We start from the raw sequence: 15,751 nt of genomic DNA, 5'->3' as shown, positions 1-15,751 counted from the left end.
CGCATCCGCCGCCTTCTTCCGCGCTGTTTGCCCGCTTCCCGTGACACTGGGTTTCGGACGGATGCGGGAATACCGGCAAACGGTGCCACGCTGGTATCTACCGGACGAAAGAGGACACATGAGACGACACGTCACCGCGGCGATCGCCGTGGCAGCCGCAGCGACACTCGCTTTGACCGCCTGCTCGGGCGGCGGCGGAGGAGGCGCAGCCACCACGGGCGAGAAGGGCGGCACGCTGACGATCCTCACCTCGGCGACGCAGATCAACCTCGATCCGGCGAAGAGCCAGAACCTCGCGATCACGACCCTCGGTCTCATCGAGCGGCGCCTCACGACCTGGGACATCAAGGAGGGCCAGCCGGCCAAGGTCGTGCCCGACCTCGCCACCGACACCGGCACGGCGTCCGACGACGGCAAGACGTGGACCTACACGCTCAAGGACGGGCTGAAGTTCGCCGACGGCACCCCCATCACCTCGAAGGACATCAAGTACGGCGTGGAGCGTTCGTTCGCGCCCGAGCTGTCGGGCGGTCTCGGCTACCACAAGTCCCTGCTGGTCGGCGCCGCCGACTACAAGGGCCCCTACTCCGGCGGCGACCTCGCCTCGATCTCCACCCCCGACGACAAGACCATCGTCTTCCACCTGAACTCGTCGTACGGCGACTGGCCGTGGATCGCGTCGATGCCCGCGTTCGCGCCGGTGCCGAAGGCCAAGGACAACCCGCAGACGTACGGCGAGAACCCGATCGCGACGGGGCCCTACAAGGTCTCGTCGAACAAGCAGGGCACCGCGCTCGAGCTCGTGCGCAACACGAACTGGGACAAGAGCACCGACCCCGTGCGCACCGCGGGTCCCGACAAGATCGTGTTCAAGGAGAGCCAGGATGTCTCGACCAGCACGCAGACGCTGGTCAGCGACGCAGGAAGCGCGAAGACGTCGTTCCTCGCGACCTACCTCGGCGCCGCCGAGCTCAACCTCGTGAACAAGAACCCCGACGCCAAGAAGCGTCTCGCCACGAGTGACGCCGGCCCGATCAACTACCTCGCGATGAACACCCAGCGCGGCGCGCTGAAGGACCTCAAGGTGCGTCAGGCGATCGAGTACGCCGTCGACCCGAAGGCGTTCATCATCGCGCAGGGCGGAAGCCAGGCCGCCATCCGCGCGACGACGCTCATCACCCCCGGCATCCCGGGCCGCCAGGAGTACGACCTGTATCCCGCCGGCGATGACGGCGACGTCGCGAAGGCCAAGCAGCTGCTGAGCGAGGCCGGCCACGCATCCGACCTGTCCCTCGTCCTGTGGGCCGCCAACGACAGCTCCAGCCAGGCGCAGGCGCAGGCCCTGCAGCAGGGCATCGAGCGCGCCGGCATCAAGGTCACGATCAAGCCGCTCGACGTCAACACGATGTACACCGACGCGACCGGCGACAACCCCGACTACGACCTGATTCTCGGCGGATGGCAGCCTGACTTCCCGAGCGCGAACGGCAACATCCAGCCGCTGTTCGACTCGAGCCAGATCGGCGGCGGCGGATACAACCTCGCCCGCTACTCGAACCCCGACGTCGACAAGCTGATCGCCCAGGCCACGGCGGAGGTCGACCAGGAGAAGGCGCAGGCCCTGTGGGCACAGGCCGACAAGCGCATCATGCAGGATGCGCCGGTCGTGCCGCTCACCTACTCGAAGCAGTCGTTCCTGCGCGGCAGCGACGTGGAGAACTTCTTCGTCGCCTCGTTCCCCGCCTATCCGAACTACCTCACGGTCACGCTCAAGCAGTGACGGACGAGAACATGCCGGTGCTGTCGGCGGATGCGGTGCACATCGCATTCGCCGACAGCACCGACACCCGTGCGGCCGCCCGCACCGTCGTCGACGGTGTGGGCTTCGACCTGTATCCGGGCCGCGTCCTGGCGCTCGTCGGCGAGTCGGGCTCGGGCAAGTCCGTCACGGCGATGTCGGTGCTGGGACTGCTGCCCTCGACGGCGCGTGTGGGCGGCAGCATCCGCCTGAACGGAGAGGAGCTCGTCGGCGCGTCGGCGGCGACCCTGCGCGCCGTGCGCGGTGGGAGGATCGGCACGATCTTCCAGGAGCCGATGAACGCGTTCGACCCGGTCTACACGATCGAGTGGCAGATCGCCGAGGCGCTCACCGCGCACACCCGGATGCCCCGCGGCCATGTCCAGGAGCGGGTGCGCGAGCTGCTGGCCGCCGTGGGGATCCGCGACGTCGACCGCGTGGCGCGCTCGCATCCGCACGAGCTCAGCGGCGGGCAGCTGCAGCGCGCGATGATCGCGATGGCGATCTCGTGCGACCCGGCCGTGCTGATCGCCGACGAGCCGACCACGGCACTGGACGTGACGGTGCAGGCCGGAATCCTCGACCTCATCCGCCGGCTCTGCGACGAGCGCGGCGTGGCGGTGCTGCTGATCACGCACGACATGGGCGTCGTCGCCGACATCGCCGACGACGTCGTCGTGATGCGCGCCGGCGCCGTGGTGGAGCGGGCCGACGCCGAGACGCTGTTCCGGGCACCGCAGGCCGCCTACACGCGTGAGCTGCTGAGCGCCGTGCCGCGCCTCGACCGGAGCGAGCAGCTGCCGGGGGACGGCGGCGGGGCCGCCGCATCCGTCGTCGCCGTCCGGGACGCCTCGATCGTGTACGGCGCGACCGGCTGGGGCCGCCGCACGGTGCACGCCGTCGAGGACGCGAGCTTCACGATCGACGCGGGCCGCACGTTCGGACTCGTCGGCGAGTCGGGATCGGGCAAGTCGACGCTGGGCCGGGCGCTCGCCGGCCTCGTGCCGGTCGCGTCGGGCTCCGTGGTGGTCGGTGGAGTCGACCTCGCCACGGCATCCCGTCGCACCCTGCGCCGGGTGCGGCGGGGGATCGGGTACGTGTTCCAGGACCCGGCCTCGTCGATCAACCCGCGCTCGACGATCGGCCGCGCCATCGCCGAGCCGTTGCGGCTGCAGGGGGAGCTGTCGCCCGAGCGGCAGCGAGCGCGGGTCGCGGAGCTGCTCGACGCCGTGCGTCTTCCCGCGTCGTTCGCGGAGCGCTACCCGCACGAGCTGTCGGGCGGGCAACGTCAGCGCGTCGCGATCGCGCGCGCCATCGCCCTGCGCCCGGTGCTGCTGATCGCCGACGAGCCCACGAGCGCGCTCGACGTGTCGGTGCAGGCGCAGGTGCTGCAGCTGTTCGTCGAGCTGCAGCACGAGTTCGGCTTCGCCTCGCTGTTCATCAGCCACGACCTCGCCGTCGTGCAGGAGGTGGCGCACGACGTCGCCGTCATGCGGGCCGGCCGCATCGTCGAGGCCGGACCGGCCCGCGAGATCCTCGCGCACCCCGCCGACCCGTACACGCAGCGGCTGCTGGCCGCGGCCCCCGTGGCCGACCCCGTGGTGCAGCGTGAGCGCCGCAGGGCGTTCCGGCTGCTGACGGATGCGGAGGCCGTCGCATGACCACGGCGAACACGATCGAGGGCACGGGCATCCCGTCGCGGCGCACCGGCTTCCGGCACATCGCACGCTCCGTGCTGCGCGACCCGTGGGCGTGCGCGGGGGCGGTCATCATCGTGATCTTCGTGCTGGCAGCGGTGTTCGCCCCGGCGCTCGCCGGCATCACCGGCCAGAACCCGTACACCTACCATCTCGACCGTCTCGACGACTCCGGCGCCCCGATCGGCTGGGGCGGTGGGATCAGCCCCACGCACTGGTTCGGCGTCGAGCCGCTCACCGGACGCGACCTGTTCTCGATCGTCGTGTACGGCGCGCGCATCTCGCTGCTCGTCGGCATCAGCGCGACGGTGCTCTCGGTGCTGATCGGCGTGCTCGTCGGCGTCACGACCGGCTTCTTCGGTGGGTGGTACGACAAGCTCGCGAGCCGCGTCGTCGACGTGATGTTCGGCTTCCCGGTGCTGGTGTTCATGATCGCGTTGACGGCGATCGTGCCGACGGCCTTTCCGCGGCCGCTGTTCATGATCCTCATCATCGGGTTCTTCGGCTGGCCGTCGATCTCCCGTGTCGTGCGCGGCCAGGTGCTGTCGCTGCGCGAGCGCGCGTTCGTCACCGCGTCGACCGCGATGGGCGCCGGTGGGTGGCGGGTGGCGTTCACGCAGGTGCTGCCGAACGTGAGCGCGACCATCATCGTCTACACGACGATCATGGTCCCGTCGATGATCGGATTCGAGGCGGCGCTGTCGTTCCTCGGCGTGGGCGTTCCGCCGCCGACGCCGAGCTGGGGCCGCACGATCGGCGAGGCCGTGGGCTGGGTGCAGATCACGCCCCTGTACCTCGTGTTCCCCGGTGCAGCGCTGTTCCTCATCACGCTGGCGTTCAACGTCCTCGGCGACGGGCTGCGCGACGCGCTCGATCCGAAGGGGGCGACCCGATGACCCGGTTCGTGCTGCAACGCCTGGCGGGCATGATCATCGTGCTGGTCGTGGTCGCGGTGATCTCGTTCGCCGTGTTCTATCTGCTTCCCACCAACCCCGCGCAGCTGAGCTGCGGCAAGCCCTGCACGCCCGAGAACCTCGAGCGTGCGAAGGAGTTCATGGGCACCAACCTGCCGTGGTGGCAGCAGCTCGGCGACTTCCTGTGGGGGATCGTCGCGGGCCGGACCTTCGGGTCGGGGGATGCCGCGGTGGTGTGCGACGCGCCCTGCTTCGGCTACTCGTTCCAGCAGAACGCGTCGGTGACGGAGTTGATCGCGTCGCGCTTCCCGGTGTCGGCGTCGATCGCCGTCGGGGCGGCGGTGCTGTGGCTGCTCATCGGCGTGGCCGGGGGAGTCGTCTCGGGGCTGCGGCGCGGGACGTGGATCGACCGCACGGTCATGACCGGGGCCATCGCCGGCGTGTCGGCGCCGAGCTACCTGGTCGGGCTGCTGGCCATCCTGCTCTTCGGCTTCACGCTGCAGTGGCTGCCCACCGGAGGGTATGTGCCGTTCACCGAGGACCCGGTGCAGTGGTTTCTGCATCTCGTGCTGCCGTGGTGCACTCTGGCGTTCATCAGTGCCGCGATCTACGCCCGGCTGACCCGTGGCGAGATGATCGAGACGATGGGGCAGGACTACATCCGCACGGCACGGGCCAAGGGGCTGCGCGAGAGTCGCGTCGTGATGCGGCACGGTCTGCGCAACGCCATCATCCCGGTCGTGACGATCTTCGGCCTCGACCTCGGCGGGCTTCTCGGCGGCACGGTGATCGCCGAGAAGGTGTTCTCGATGCAGGGCCTCGGGGCGCTGCTCATCGACGGCGTGCACACCGTGGACCTGCAGCTCGTGATCGGGTTCACGCTGTTCTCGGCGTTCCTCATCGTCTTCGCGAACTTCGTCGTCGACCTGCTGTACGGCTTCGTCGACCCTCGGGTCAAGGCCGCCTGACCCGCCCGGCCGACCCGTCGTCGCGCTCGAGCCGCCCGTCTTGACCATCCACTCCGCTCGGTTTGGGGCGCTCCTCTGCGTTCGGGGCGGATCTGTGCGGGGTGTTATGCAGAGATCCGCCCCGAACGTCGACTGGCGGCGCTGATCGGCGCCTCCCCAGGTCGAGAGGATGGCGCCGTAGTGATTGACTTCCCACAGATCAGGTTGACGGTGACCGAGGCAGCTTGGGCGTCTGCAGGCTATGGTGATGGCGAGCTCACGGATCCTCCTCAGCAGCAACATGGGTGTCGTGCGCTCCCATCGGGGCGCGTATCGTGCCGACGGCTCCCCCGACGCACTCGTGCGGTTAAGAGCCGGCGTCTACACGCCAGCGGATGATTGGCGTGCCACAACGCCCGAGGAGCGGGTCGTGGCGAGGGCCCGAGCACTGCAGCTCATCTCGGCGGGCGACGTCGTCTTCTCGCACGAGACAGCGGCGGCGATCCACGGTCTGCCGCTGTATCGGAGCGACCCAGACCGGGTGCACATCATCGTCAGCACGACACGTCCGGGTGCCGCCATGGGCACCGTGCGACACCGTGGAGAACTGTCGCCGGAAGACGTTGTCGTCGTGCAGGGGCTTCACTGCACGACGCTAGCGCGAACGGTGGCTGATATGGCAAGAACGGCGACAGCGGAACAGGCCATCGTGACGGCGGATGCAGCCTTCCGCCGCATGTCGGTTCCCCGTAACGGTGTGTATCTGAGCGACCGCGCTGAGGAATTCCGAAGCGCTGCGCGCGCAATCGCGCACAGGTCTGCGCACGGAGCGCGGCGTGCCGAGCGCGTTCTGGAATTCGCCGATGGCCGCGCACAGCTGCCGGGCGAGAGCATCAGCCGGATTCGGATCGCTGAACTCGGCTTCACGCGGGTGCGATTGCAAGTGGGCGTCCGAGGGCCGCAGGGTCAGTGGTACTGGGTCGACTTCGCTTTCGACGACGTGGAAGCCGAGGGCCTGGGTGAATTCGACGGCACCATCAAGTACATCGACGGGAAGATGCTCGACGGGCGCACGACGGCGCAGGTGTTCGACGCGGAGAAGCAACGTGAGGACTGGATCCGCGGAACGACGCAGCGTCGATTCGCGCGGTGGGGATGGGCCCATCTTCGCACCGCCGAGACGCTGGGACGTCGGCTCGCGGCGTTCGGCATCGTCCCGCCGAGCGTGTCGTGAAATGCGACGCTGTCCCTTCTGCTGGGCGGCCACTCCCCGGTTTGGGGCGGATCCATGCATTCGGGGCGGTTCCCTGCACACGCTGGCACAGAAAGCCGCCCCAATCCGGCCGGCCGGCCGACGCATCCCTCCGGTGAATCGACCGACGCGCGCCAGCCAGCGGACGCACCGCAGACGCGACCAGAGCCTGCCCGGCCTACAGCGCGGCCTGACGGGCCACCACCACCTCGCGCACCCGGGGGTAGAGCGGGTCGGACGGCTCGAGGCCGGTCACCTCGGCAGTGAAGTCGTCGGCGTCCTGCTCGCGCAGCATGCGCTGCAGGTCGACGGCCTGCACGTCCTCGGGATCGGCGAACTCCAGCGCCGCCGCGACCGCCGCCAGCAGCGCGTCGACGGCGAGCCCCTGCTCGGCCGCGGCCGCCGCCGGGCCGATGAACCGCTCGTGCCGCGAGAGCTTGCGCAGCGGCTGGCGTCCCACCCGCCACACCGTGTCAGGCAGCGCCGGGTTGCGGAACCGCTCCAGGATCGTCGCGCGGTACTCCGCCAGCTCGGCCGGGTCGAGCCCGTGCTTCGCGGTGAGGAGCGCCGACGTCTCCTCGAGCGCCGCCGCGACGGCCGCCTCGATCTCCGGAACGGCGAGCGCGTCGGAGATGCGCTCCACCCCGGCCCGCGCGCCGAAGTACGCGGTCGCAGCGTGGCCCGTGTTCACGGTGAACAGCTTCCGCTCGATGTACGGCGCGAGCTCCGGCACGAAGTGCGCGCCGGGGATGTGCGGCGGGTTCTCGCCGAACGGCGGGCGCTCGATCGCCCACTCGTAGAACGGCTCCACGGTGACGTCGACGCCGCCGCCCTCCGGCTGGCCGGGCACGATCCGGTCGACCGCGGTGTTCGCGAACACCGCCCGCCCGGCGAGCGTCGACCAGTCGTCTCCGGCGGCCGCCTCGATCTCGTCGCGCAGCACGTCGGTCGCCCCGATCGCGTTCTCGCACGCCATGACCTGCAGCGGCGGTGCGTCCGGCGAGCGGCGCCGGAGCCCCTCCAGCACGAGCGGTGCGACGAAGCGCAGGATGGTCGGCCCGACCGCGGTCGTCACGACCTCTGCCGTCGCGACCTCGTCGGCCACGGCATCCGGGTTCTCGGCGCTGTTGATCGCGCGGAACCCGGTGACCTCGACATCCCGCCCCTGGGTGCCGACCTCGTGCACGACATAGGAGTCGACGGCGTTGATCGCGTCGACCAGGCCGGCTGCGACATCAGAGAACACGAGCTCGTAACCCCCCTCGTGCAGGAGCAGCCCGACGAATCCGCGCCCGATGTTGCCGGCGCCGAAGTGCACGGCCTTCATGATTCGTTGACGCTCGACAGCAGGGCGAAGAGGTCTTCCGGCGTCGTCGCCGCCTTCAGCCGGGCGACCTCGTCGTCATCGGAGAACAGGATGGCGATCTGCGAGAGGATCTCCAGGTGCTCGTCGCCCTTGCCGGCGATTCCCACGACGAACGTGACGGGTTCCCCGCCCCAGTCGACGCCGCCGTCGTACCGGACGAACGACAGCGCCGAGTCGAGGATGGCATCCTTCGTCTCGTTCGTGCCGTGCGGGATCGCCAGCTCGTTGCCCATGTACGTCGACACGGTCTGCTCGCGCTGCTGCATCGCGTCGAAGTAGGCGCCGGTGACGGCGCCCGCAGCCTCGAGGATGTCGGCGGCCTCTTTCATCGCCTCCTCCTGCGTCGCGCTCGCCGCGTGGATGCGCACCTGCCCGAGGGCGAGGACTTCGCGTGCCATGTCCGTTCTCCTGTCCTGTCGTTGTTGCCGAACCGGATGTCTCGACCCGACGCCCGGATCCAGGGGGTCGGCCCTCGATCGTCTCGAACCCCATGGTCGGAACGGATGCCGCGGCCGAGAGCCGAAGGGCCGCGGGATCGGGGGCATCGCGCCTGCCCGACCCCGCGGCGGTCTCGGTTACTCCTGCGACCGGTGCTGCTCGCGCACCAGGTCGACGACCTCGTCGTACTTCGGCGAGTTCATGAAATTGTCCACCGACACGTGGATCGCGTCCGGCGCCTTCTGCCGTGCGCGGTCCGTGAGCTGGTTCTGCGTGATGATCAGATCGGCCGAGTCGTCGAGGTTCGCGATGGCCTTGTTGACGACCGTCACGCCCTCCACACCCGCCTTCTTCATCTTGTTGCGCAGCACGCTCGCGCCCATCGCCGACGACCCCATTCCGGCGTCGCAGGCGAACACGACGTTGTCGACGCGCTTGCCGGTGAGGACCGCCCCGGCGGCCACACCACCGGCCGTCACCTCGTCGGGCACGGTGGTGCCCGTCGCCGCAGCGGTGCTCGTGGCAGACGCGCGCAGCCCGGCCAGGGCATCGGACGACTTGCCCTTGTTCGCCTCGGTCTGTGCGATGGCGGCCGACAGGTCGCCGGCACCCTCCGTGGCGAGGTCGCGCTTCCGCGTGCGCAGCAGGAACAGCGCCGACACGAGGAACGACACGAGCGCCGCCAGGATCACCGAGAGGACCACCCCGACGTATCCCCATCCGGGCCCGAAGTTGCTGTCGCTCGAGGTCTGGATGAGCACGGCGATGATCGATCCCGGCGCCGCGGGCGCGCGAAGGCCGCTGCCGAAGATCGCGTTGGTGGCGACGCCCGTCATCCCGCCCGCGATGGCCGCGATCACGAGGATCGGCTTCATCAGCACGTACGGGAAGTAGATCTCGTGGATGCCGCCGAGGAACTGGATGATGATCGCACCCGGTGCCGACGCACGCGCGGTCCCGACCCCGAAGAACGTGAAGGCCAGCAGGATGCCGAGACCCGGGCCGGGGTTCGCCTCGACGAGGAACAGGATCGAGCGGCCGAACTCCAGCGCCTGCTGCGTGCCGATCGGCGTGAACACGCCGTGGTTGATCGCGTTGTTCAGAAACAGGATCTTCGCGGGCTCGACGATGATCGACAGCAGCGGCAGCACGCCGTGCGCGACGAGGAAGTCGACGATCGCGCCGAGGCCGTTGCTCAGCCAGGTCATGACCGGTCCGAACACGAAGAACCCGAGTGCGGCGAGGATCATGCCGAGGCCGCCGGCCGAGAAGTTGTTCACCAGCATCTCGAACCCGGGCTTGATCTTGCCGTCCCAGATCCGGTCCATCCACTTGGTCAGCAGGGCCGCGAGCGGTCCCATGACCATCGCGCCGAGGAACATCGGGATGGTCGTGCCGACGATCACACCCACCGTCGCGATCGACGCGACGACGCCGCCGCGCTCGCCGTAGACCATCCGGCCGCCGGTGTTCGCGATCAGCAGCGGGAGCAGGTAGGTGATCATCGGGGAGACCAGGCCGACGTACTGCGGGAACGTCGCCCCGCCCTCTGCGGCCTGGGCCAGTTGGGTCATCGCGTGCTGCCAGCCGACCTCGTTCGCGTTGCCCCAGCCGCCGAGGATCGGCGCGACCGGGCTCCACCATCCGAGCCATCCGGTGGTGATGAAGAACGCGGTGATGAATCCCCAGGCGATGAACGCCGCGATGTTCGGCATGATCATGCCGGACAGGAAGGTGCCGAAACGCTGGATGTGGACTCGTGCCCCACCCCTCTGCGTTGCGGGAACGGACGCCGTTGTCATTGCCGTGTCTCTTTCTCTTGGGTGCGACGGCTCGCGCCGTCGTCGGGGGAGGATGCGGCGGCCCGGGCGGCCGCGCGCGCCGAGGCCGCGTCCTCCGCGGCCAGGGCTGCCTGTGCGACGCGTCGAGCGTCGTCGAGTGTGTGCTGGGCGAGCAGGGCGCGCACGTCAGCGAGCGCCGCGGGCGCCATCGACAGGCTCGTCGCGCCGAGGCCGACGAGCACGAGCGCGAGGAGCGCGTCGGCGGCGGCCTCGCCGCAGATGCCGACGGGCTTGCGCAGCGAGCCGCCGGCCGCGCCCACGTCGTGCACGAGGCGCAGCACCGCGGGATGCCACGGATCCTGGTATCCGGCCACCGATCCCAGCACGCGATCGGCGGCCATCGTGTACTGCGTGAGGTCGTTCGTGCCGATCGAGGCGAAGTCGGCCTCGGCGAGCACCAGGTCGGCGAGCAGGGCCGCCGCGGGGATCTCGATCATGACGCCCGCGGTGGCGATGCCGTGCTCGTGCGCGAGGTCGGTGAAGTAGCGGGTCTCCTCGACGGTGGCGACCATCGGCGCCATGACCCAGAGGTCGGCGCCCTCGCCGCGTTCGCGGGTGGCGGCGTCGGCCTGGGCGAGCGCCGTGAGCTGGTCGCGGAGGATGTTCTCCCGCGCCCGCAGCGCCCGAAGGCCTCGCACGCCGAGGGCGGGATTCTCCTCTTCGGCGTCGTTCAGGAACTTCAGCGGCTTGTCGGCGCCGGCATCCAGCAGCCGCACGACGACCTTCGTTCCGGCGAACCCGGCGAGCAGCTGTTCGTACTCCGCCTGCTGCGCCGCGACGGACGGCGCCTCGTCCGCGCTCAGGAACAGGAACTCGGTGCGGAACAGACCGACGCCCTCGGCGCCGAGCGCGCGTGCCGCCTCGGCGTCGCCCGGCTTGCCGAGATTCGCGAGCAGGGGCACCGCCGTGCCGTCCTTGAGCGCGCCGGGCGCGAGGGGGGCCGCCGCTGCCGCCGCACGCTCCGCGACCCGGCGCTCGGCGTCGGCCAGCTGCTCGGCGCTCGGTTCGGTGATTACAGCGCCGGCCGCGGCATCCACGATCACCGTCTGGCCGTCGGCCAGTTCTGCGGCGTCACGCGCGCCCACGACGGCGACGATCGACTTCTCGCGGGCGAGGATCGCGGTGTGCGAGGTCGGGCCGCCGTCGGTGGTGACGAGGGCGAGAACGCTGTCGAGGTCGAGCAGCGCGGTGTCGGCGGGCGCGAGGTCGCGCGCGACGAGGACGAACGGATGGCCCGGCTCTGGCACGCCCGGCGCGGGCAGGCCGCCGAGCGATGCGCGGACCCGCTGGGCGACGTCGTCGAGATCGGCGGCGCGCTCGCCGAGGTAGCCGCCCATCGCGGTGAGGGTGTCGCGGAACGAGGCGAACGCGTCGTGCACCGCCCACTCCCCGGTCTTGCCCTGGGCGATGCGGGCGTCGATCTCGTCGGCGAGCGACGGATCCTCGGCCATCATCGCCTGCGCCTCGAGAACCTCCTGGGCGAGCCCGCCGGCCTTCTCGCCGCGTTCGGTGAGCTCGCGGGCGACCGCCGCGAGCGCCTCGTGCACGCGTGCGGTCTCCTCGTCGGTGGTGCGCGTGCTCGCTTCGTCGACCGGCGCGGGAAGCGGGTCGGCCATGCGCGCGACCGGGCCCTGGGCGATGCCCATCCCGATTCCCACGCCGCTGATCGTGCCCATGTCGGTCACTGCGCGTCGTGGTCGGTGGTCAGCAGGTCGGCGAGCGTGTCGAGCACGCCCTCGGCGCCGTCGCCGTCGGCGGTGAGCGTGACCTCGTCGCCCTGTTCGACGCCGAGCGAGATCACGCCGAGGATGCTGGCGGCGTTGACCGGCTTGGCGTCGCCCTTCGCGACCGTCACCGGGATGCCGGCCTCCTTCGCCGCCTGTGCGAAGAGCTTGGCGGGGCGGGCGTGCAGCCCGTGCGCCGATCCGATCCGGACCGTCCTCGTCGCCTGTGTCATCTCTCGTTCCTCTCGTCGTGCGTGAGCGGGATGCGTACCGGTTCGATGGGGCCTCCGGCACCGGCGCCGGCGTCGGCCGCGGCCTGCAGCGCCCGGTGGCCGTCGCGATCGCCGAAGATGTCGGCCGGGAGCACCGCCACTGCCACCCCGTGTGCGGCGGCCTCCCGTGTGATGGCCTCGGCCTGGGCGGCAAGATGCGGACCGATGAGGAGGACGTCGGCGTCGTCGAGGCATCCCGGCATGGAGGACAGCGGAACCGCCTGTGCCGTGTCCGCGCGGCCACTCTCGGCGATCGCGCCGCGCAGCCGCTGTGCGACGAAGGTGCTCGACGCGCCCGCCGCGCACATCACGATGATCCTCATCGACCGTCCTCCTGCCGTCATTCTGGCGAGGCGGTTCTGCCGGCGGCAACCAGATCTGTTTCCGCAGGGGCGGAAACCCCGCAGCTCCGCTGCACGAGAGCTCGCGCGGCGCTCCACCGCACCGAAACCCCCGCGGCGCCCCGTCGCACGGAAACGCGAGCGGCGCCCGGCCGTCCGCCGCCGGGGGCATGGTTGACTGGGGCCAGCCACAACAGGGAGGTCGGCGGTGACGAGGGCACGACAGGATCGCCTGATGGCGCTGCTCGTGCGCGACGGCGACTGGGTCACCGCCGCACGCCTCGCCGATGTGCTCGGCGTCACCCCGCGCAGCGTGCGTTCGTACGTCACCGCGCTGAATGCGCGGGTCGGGGCGGGATCGGCCGTCGAGTCGGGGCCCCTGGGCTACCGGGCCGGGACCGACGGCGCGCTCGCGCTGCGGGTGGATCCGGATGCCGGGACCCCGCGCGATCGCCTTCACCGGCTCGTGCGCCGGCTGCTCGACGCCCCCGACGGCATCGATGTGCATGCGACGGCCGACGCGCTGCACGTCTCGGATGCCACGCTCGAAGCCGACCTGGCGCGCGTGCGGGGGCTTCTCGGCGGAACGTCGCTCGTGCTCGAGCGCTCGGCTGCGCGGGCGCAGCTCAGCGGCACCGAAGGCGCGCAGCGCCGGCTGCTGAGCCGCCTCGTGCACGAGGAGACGGAGGCGGGCGGCTTCGATCCGCGGGCGCTGCGGCGTGCCCTCGGCGACGACTCGCCCGGCGCCGACGCGTTCGGGCCCTTCGAGGCGGCGCTGCGCGCCGAGATCGGCCGGCGCGGGTACTTCGTCAACGAGCTCGGCATCGCCGACGTCCTGATGCACATCGCGATCGCCGCCGACCGGGTCGCCCAGGGCAGGCCCCTCGAGGGCGCCCACGCCGACACGGCGCCGGCGGTCGAGGAGATCAGCGCCGTGCTCGGCGACCTCGTCGCGGACTACCTCGGCGTGCGGCTGGGAACCGGCGACCGACAGCACCTGGCGACGCTCGTGCTGACCCGGTTCGTCACTCCCGGACCGGCCGTGCCCGACGCATCCCGTCCACCGCTGGACCCCGAGGTGGAGCAGACGGTGCGGGACCTCGTGACCCAGGCGGCCGAGGAGTTCCTCGTCGACATCGTCCACGACGACTTCATCCGGCGGCTGGCGATGCACGTGCAGAACCTGAGACAGCGGGCCGAGGAGGAGGCGTGGTCGCGCAATCCGCTCACCCGGTCGCTGAAGTCGGCGTATCCGATGATCTTCGACATCGCAGTGTCGATCGCGAGCGGCCTGCGCGATCGGCTCGGGATCACCGTGCCGGACGACGAGATCGCGTACATCGCGATGCACGTGGGCGGGCGGCTCGAGCGGAGCCGCCGGGCCGAGCAGCTGCTCACCGCGACGATCGTGTGCCCCGGCTACTACGAACTGCACGAGCTGCTGCGCTCGAGCGTCGACCGGTCGCTCGGGCAGGCGATCGAGGTCGTCGGACTCGAGTCGCGGATGGACCCGGACTGGGACGCGATCGACACCGATCTCGTGCTCACCACGATCGATGCCCCGCTCGCGGGGGAGCGGGTGGTGCGCATCCAGCCGTTCCTCACCGAGGCCGACGTCGACCGCGTGCAGGCCGCCGCATCCCGCATCCGCCGGTCACGGCGTCTGGCGCGGCTGCGCCGGGAGCTCGAGCGCTACTTCGATGCCGCGGCGTTCGTGCCGCAGCTGCGCGACCAGTCTGCCGAGGACGCGATCCGCACGCTCGGGGTGACGCTCGTCGAGCAGGGCGTGATCGACGACGACTACGTCGAGCGGACCCTCGAGCGGGAGCGGCTGTCGTCGACGGCGTTCACGGATGCGCTGGCCGTTCCGCATGCGATCGGGATGACCGCGACCCGCACCGTGATCGCGGTGGGCATCGCCGATCCGTCGATCGCCTGGGGCGACACGCGGGTGCAGGTCGTGGCGATGGTCGCGTTCTCGGAAGCCGACCGGGAGGCGTTCCAGACGGTGTTCGAGCAGCTGGTCGAGGTGTTCAGCGAGCACGACTCGGTGCAGCGCATCGTTCGGCGCGGCACCGACTTCTCGTCGTTCCTCGACGAGCTCGTCGCCGTGATCGACGGCTGAGCCCCGGTCGAGCGGCTCGTCCGGCCCGTCGGGTCGGCTTTTCTGCGTCCGGGGCGGCTTCCTGCGGCCTCCCGTGCAGCGACGTGCCCCGAACGGGTGGCTCAGCGAGGTCGACGGGTGCCCTGCGTTCGGGGCGGGATTCTGCATCCGGGGCGGCTCCCTGCGGCCTTCCGTGCAGCGATCCGCCCCGAACCGGAAAGGTCAGTGGCGCTCGAGTCGGGCGAGCAGGCCCATCCGTACGGCCGGCCACTCGTGCGGCAGGATCGAGTACATCACGGTGTCGCGCAGCGAGCCGTCGGGCATCATGCGGGCGTTGCGACGCACGCCGTCGAACTTCGCCCCGAGGCGCTCGATCGCCGCCCGCGACTGACGGTTGTGCCAGTGCGTGCAGAACTCGACGGCGATCGCGTCGCACCGCTCGAACGCGTGCGCGAGCAGCAGCAGCTTCGCGGCCGGGTTGACCTCCGTGCCGTGCGAGTCGGGGGAGATCCACGTGTAGCCGATCTCGACGTGGCGGTTCGGCTGGTCGATGTGGCAGAACGTCGTCATGCCGACGACGCGTCCGGTCGAGAGTCGGCGTACGGCGAACGGGTTCATGTGCCCCTCGGCGTGCCACGCGAGCCGCTGCGCGATCTCGTCCGGCACGCCGTCCGGCGTCGGGATGGACGTGTACCAGGCTCCCTCGAGTCCGGCAGCCGCCTGTGGGAGGTCGTCGGTGTGCTCGGCGCTCAGCGGCTCGAGCCGCACGTACGCGTTCTCCAGGGTGATCGGCTCGGCGAAGTCCACGGACCGAGCCTATTCCCCGAGTTGCCCCTCGGTTCGCTGAGTTGTCCCTCGGTTGGCCGAGTTGTCCCTTGGTTCGCCGAGTTGTCCCTTGGTTGGCCGAGTTGTCCCTCGGTTGGCCGAGTTGTCCCTTGGTTGGCCGAGTTGTCCCTTGGTTGGCCGAGTTGTCCCTTGGTTTGCCGAGTTGTCCCTTGGTTGGCCGAGTTGTCCCTTGGTTTGCCGAGTTGTCCCTCGGTCAACCGGTGCAACGCGG

Annotated in this window: 13 protein-coding genes; 6 read left to right on the top strand and 7 right to left on the bottom strand. The window is 70.5% G+C overall.

Going from position 1 to position 15,751, the window contains the following annotated elements:
• Positions 1–118 precede the first annotated feature (118 nt).
• The 5 genes from AC3RX1_RS00920 to AC3RX1_RS00900 all read left to right on the top strand — a co-directional run bounded on the left by AC3RX1_RS00920 (position 119) and on the right by AC3RX1_RS00900 (position 6,590).
• Positions 119–1,780, top strand: a complete 1,662-nt coding sequence (locus AC3RX1_RS00920; RefSeq protein WP_491499347.1) for an ABC transporter substrate-binding protein — start codon at positions 119–121, stop codon at positions 1,778–1,780.
• Positions 1,781–1,791: 11 nt separating this feature from the next.
• Complete coding sequence (locus AC3RX1_RS00915) at positions 1,792–3,459, top strand: dipeptide ABC transporter ATP-binding protein (protein WP_491499620.1); 1,668 nt, start codon at positions 1,792–1,794, stop codon at positions 3,457–3,459.
• Positions 3,456–4,391, top strand: coding sequence for an ABC transporter permease (locus tag AC3RX1_RS00910; protein WP_491499346.1), 936 nt, complete (start codon positions 3,456–3,458; stop codon positions 4,389–4,391). Before AC3RX1_RS00915 ends, AC3RX1_RS00910 begins: the two co-directional genes overlap by 4 nt.
• A complete protein-coding gene (locus AC3RX1_RS00905; protein ID WP_491499345.1) occupies positions 4,388–5,377 on the top strand; it encodes an ABC transporter permease in 990 nt (329 codons plus the stop codon). The genes AC3RX1_RS00910 and AC3RX1_RS00905 overlap by 4 nt, the downstream gene beginning before the upstream one ends.
• A gap of 520 nt (positions 5,378–5,897) precedes the next feature.
• A complete protein-coding gene (locus AC3RX1_RS00900; protein WP_491499344.1) occupies positions 5,898–6,590 on the top strand; it encodes a hypothetical protein in 693 nt (230 codons plus the stop codon).
• Between the two features lie 196 nt (positions 6,591–6,786).
• Here AC3RX1_RS00900 and AC3RX1_RS00895 read toward each other — a convergent pair whose 3' ends face one another.
• The 6 genes from AC3RX1_RS00895 to AC3RX1_RS00870 form a co-directional block, all read right to left on the bottom strand.
• On the bottom strand, positions 6,787–7,935 hold the full coding sequence (locus AC3RX1_RS00895) for a mannitol-1-phosphate 5-dehydrogenase (protein WP_491499343.1): 1,149 nt from the start codon (positions 7,933–7,935) through the stop codon (positions 6,787–6,789).
• Positions 7,932–8,372, bottom strand: a complete 441-nt coding sequence (locus AC3RX1_RS00890; protein ID WP_491499342.1) for a PTS mannitol transporter subunit IIA — start codon at positions 8,370–8,372, stop codon at positions 7,932–7,934. Before AC3RX1_RS00890 ends, AC3RX1_RS00895 begins: the two co-directional genes overlap by 4 nt.
• A 177-nt stretch (positions 8,373–8,549) precedes the next feature.
• A complete protein-coding gene (locus AC3RX1_RS00885) occupies positions 8,550–10,214 on the bottom strand; it encodes a PTS mannitol transporter subunit IIBC (RefSeq protein WP_491499341.1) in 1,665 nt (554 codons plus the stop codon).
• A complete protein-coding gene (ptsP, locus tag AC3RX1_RS00880) occupies positions 10,211–11,929 on the bottom strand; it encodes a phosphoenolpyruvate--protein phosphotransferase (protein ID WP_491499340.1) in 1,719 nt (572 codons plus the stop codon). The genes AC3RX1_RS00885 and ptsP overlap by 4 nt, the downstream gene beginning before the upstream one ends.
• 5 nt (positions 11,930–11,934) lie before the next feature.
• Positions 11,935–12,210 (bottom strand): HPr family phosphocarrier protein, encoded by a 276-nt coding sequence (locus AC3RX1_RS00875; protein WP_491499339.1) that lies wholly within the window; start codon positions 12,208–12,210, stop codon positions 11,935–11,937.
• A complete protein-coding gene (locus AC3RX1_RS00870) occupies positions 12,207–12,572 on the bottom strand; it encodes a PTS sugar transporter subunit IIB (protein ID WP_491499338.1) in 366 nt (121 codons plus the stop codon). Before AC3RX1_RS00870 ends, AC3RX1_RS00875 begins: the two co-directional genes overlap by 4 nt.
• A gap of 253 nt (positions 12,573–12,825) precedes the next feature.
• Between AC3RX1_RS00870 and AC3RX1_RS00865 the strand changes: the two genes are divergently transcribed.
• Positions 12,826–14,715: a BglG family transcription antiterminator gene (locus AC3RX1_RS00865; RefSeq protein ID WP_491499337.1), complete on the top strand. Its 1,890-nt coding sequence runs from the start codon at positions 12,826–12,828 to the stop codon at positions 14,713–14,715.
• A 201-nt stretch (positions 14,716–14,916) separates the two neighbouring features.
• Here the strand turns inward: AC3RX1_RS00865 and AC3RX1_RS00860 are convergent, their stop codons facing one another.
• A complete protein-coding gene (locus AC3RX1_RS00860) occupies positions 14,917–15,501 on the bottom strand; it encodes a GNAT family N-acetyltransferase (RefSeq protein WP_491499336.1) in 585 nt (194 codons plus the stop codon).
• Between the last annotated feature and the right edge of the window lie 250 nt (positions 15,502–15,751).

The organism is Microbacterium altimontanum (assembly GCF_058349865.2).
The sequence above is the reverse complement of the archived record's forward strand: the minus strand, read 5'-3'. Positions and strand labels throughout refer to the sequence as shown.

Bases quoted from the DNA above. Each gene is read 5' to 3' on its own strand.
- ptsP (WP_491499340.1), bottom strand. From the start codon at position 11,929: ATGGGCACGATCAGCGGCGTGGGAATCGGGATGGGCATCGCCCAGGGC.
- AC3RX1_RS00885 (WP_491499341.1), bottom strand. From the start codon at position 10,214: ATGACAACGGCGTCCGTTCCCGCAACGCAGAGGGGTGGGGCACGAGTC.
- AC3RX1_RS00920 (WP_491499347.1), top strand. From the start codon at position 119: ATGAGACGACACGTCACCGCGGCGATCGCCGTGGCAGCCGCAGCGACA.
- AC3RX1_RS00895 (WP_491499343.1), bottom strand. From the start codon at position 7,935: ATGAAGGCCGTGCACTTCGGCGCCGGCAACATCGGGCGCGGATTCGTC.
- AC3RX1_RS00875 (WP_491499339.1), bottom strand. From the start codon at position 12,210: ATGACACAGGCGACGAGGACGGTCCGGATCGGATCGGCGCACGGGCTG.
- AC3RX1_RS00870 (WP_491499338.1), bottom strand. From the start codon at position 12,572: ATGAGGATCATCGTGATGTGCGCGGCGGGCGCGTCGAGCACCTTCGTC.
- AC3RX1_RS00915 (WP_491499620.1), top strand. From the start codon at position 1,792: ATGCCGGTGCTGTCGGCGGATGCGGTGCACATCGCATTCGCCGACAGC.
- AC3RX1_RS00910 (WP_491499346.1), top strand. From the start codon at position 3,456: ATGACCACGGCGAACACGATCGAGGGCACGGGCATCCCGTCGCGGCGC.
- AC3RX1_RS00865 (WP_491499337.1), top strand. From the start codon at position 12,826: ATGGCGCTGCTCGTGCGCGACGGCGACTGGGTCACCGCCGCACGCCTC.
- AC3RX1_RS00905 (WP_491499345.1), top strand. From the start codon at position 4,388: ATGACCCGGTTCGTGCTGCAACGCCTGGCGGGCATGATCATCGTGCTG.
- AC3RX1_RS00890 (WP_491499342.1), bottom strand. From the start codon at position 8,372: ATGGCACGCGAAGTCCTCGCCCTCGGGCAGGTGCGCATCCACGCGGCG.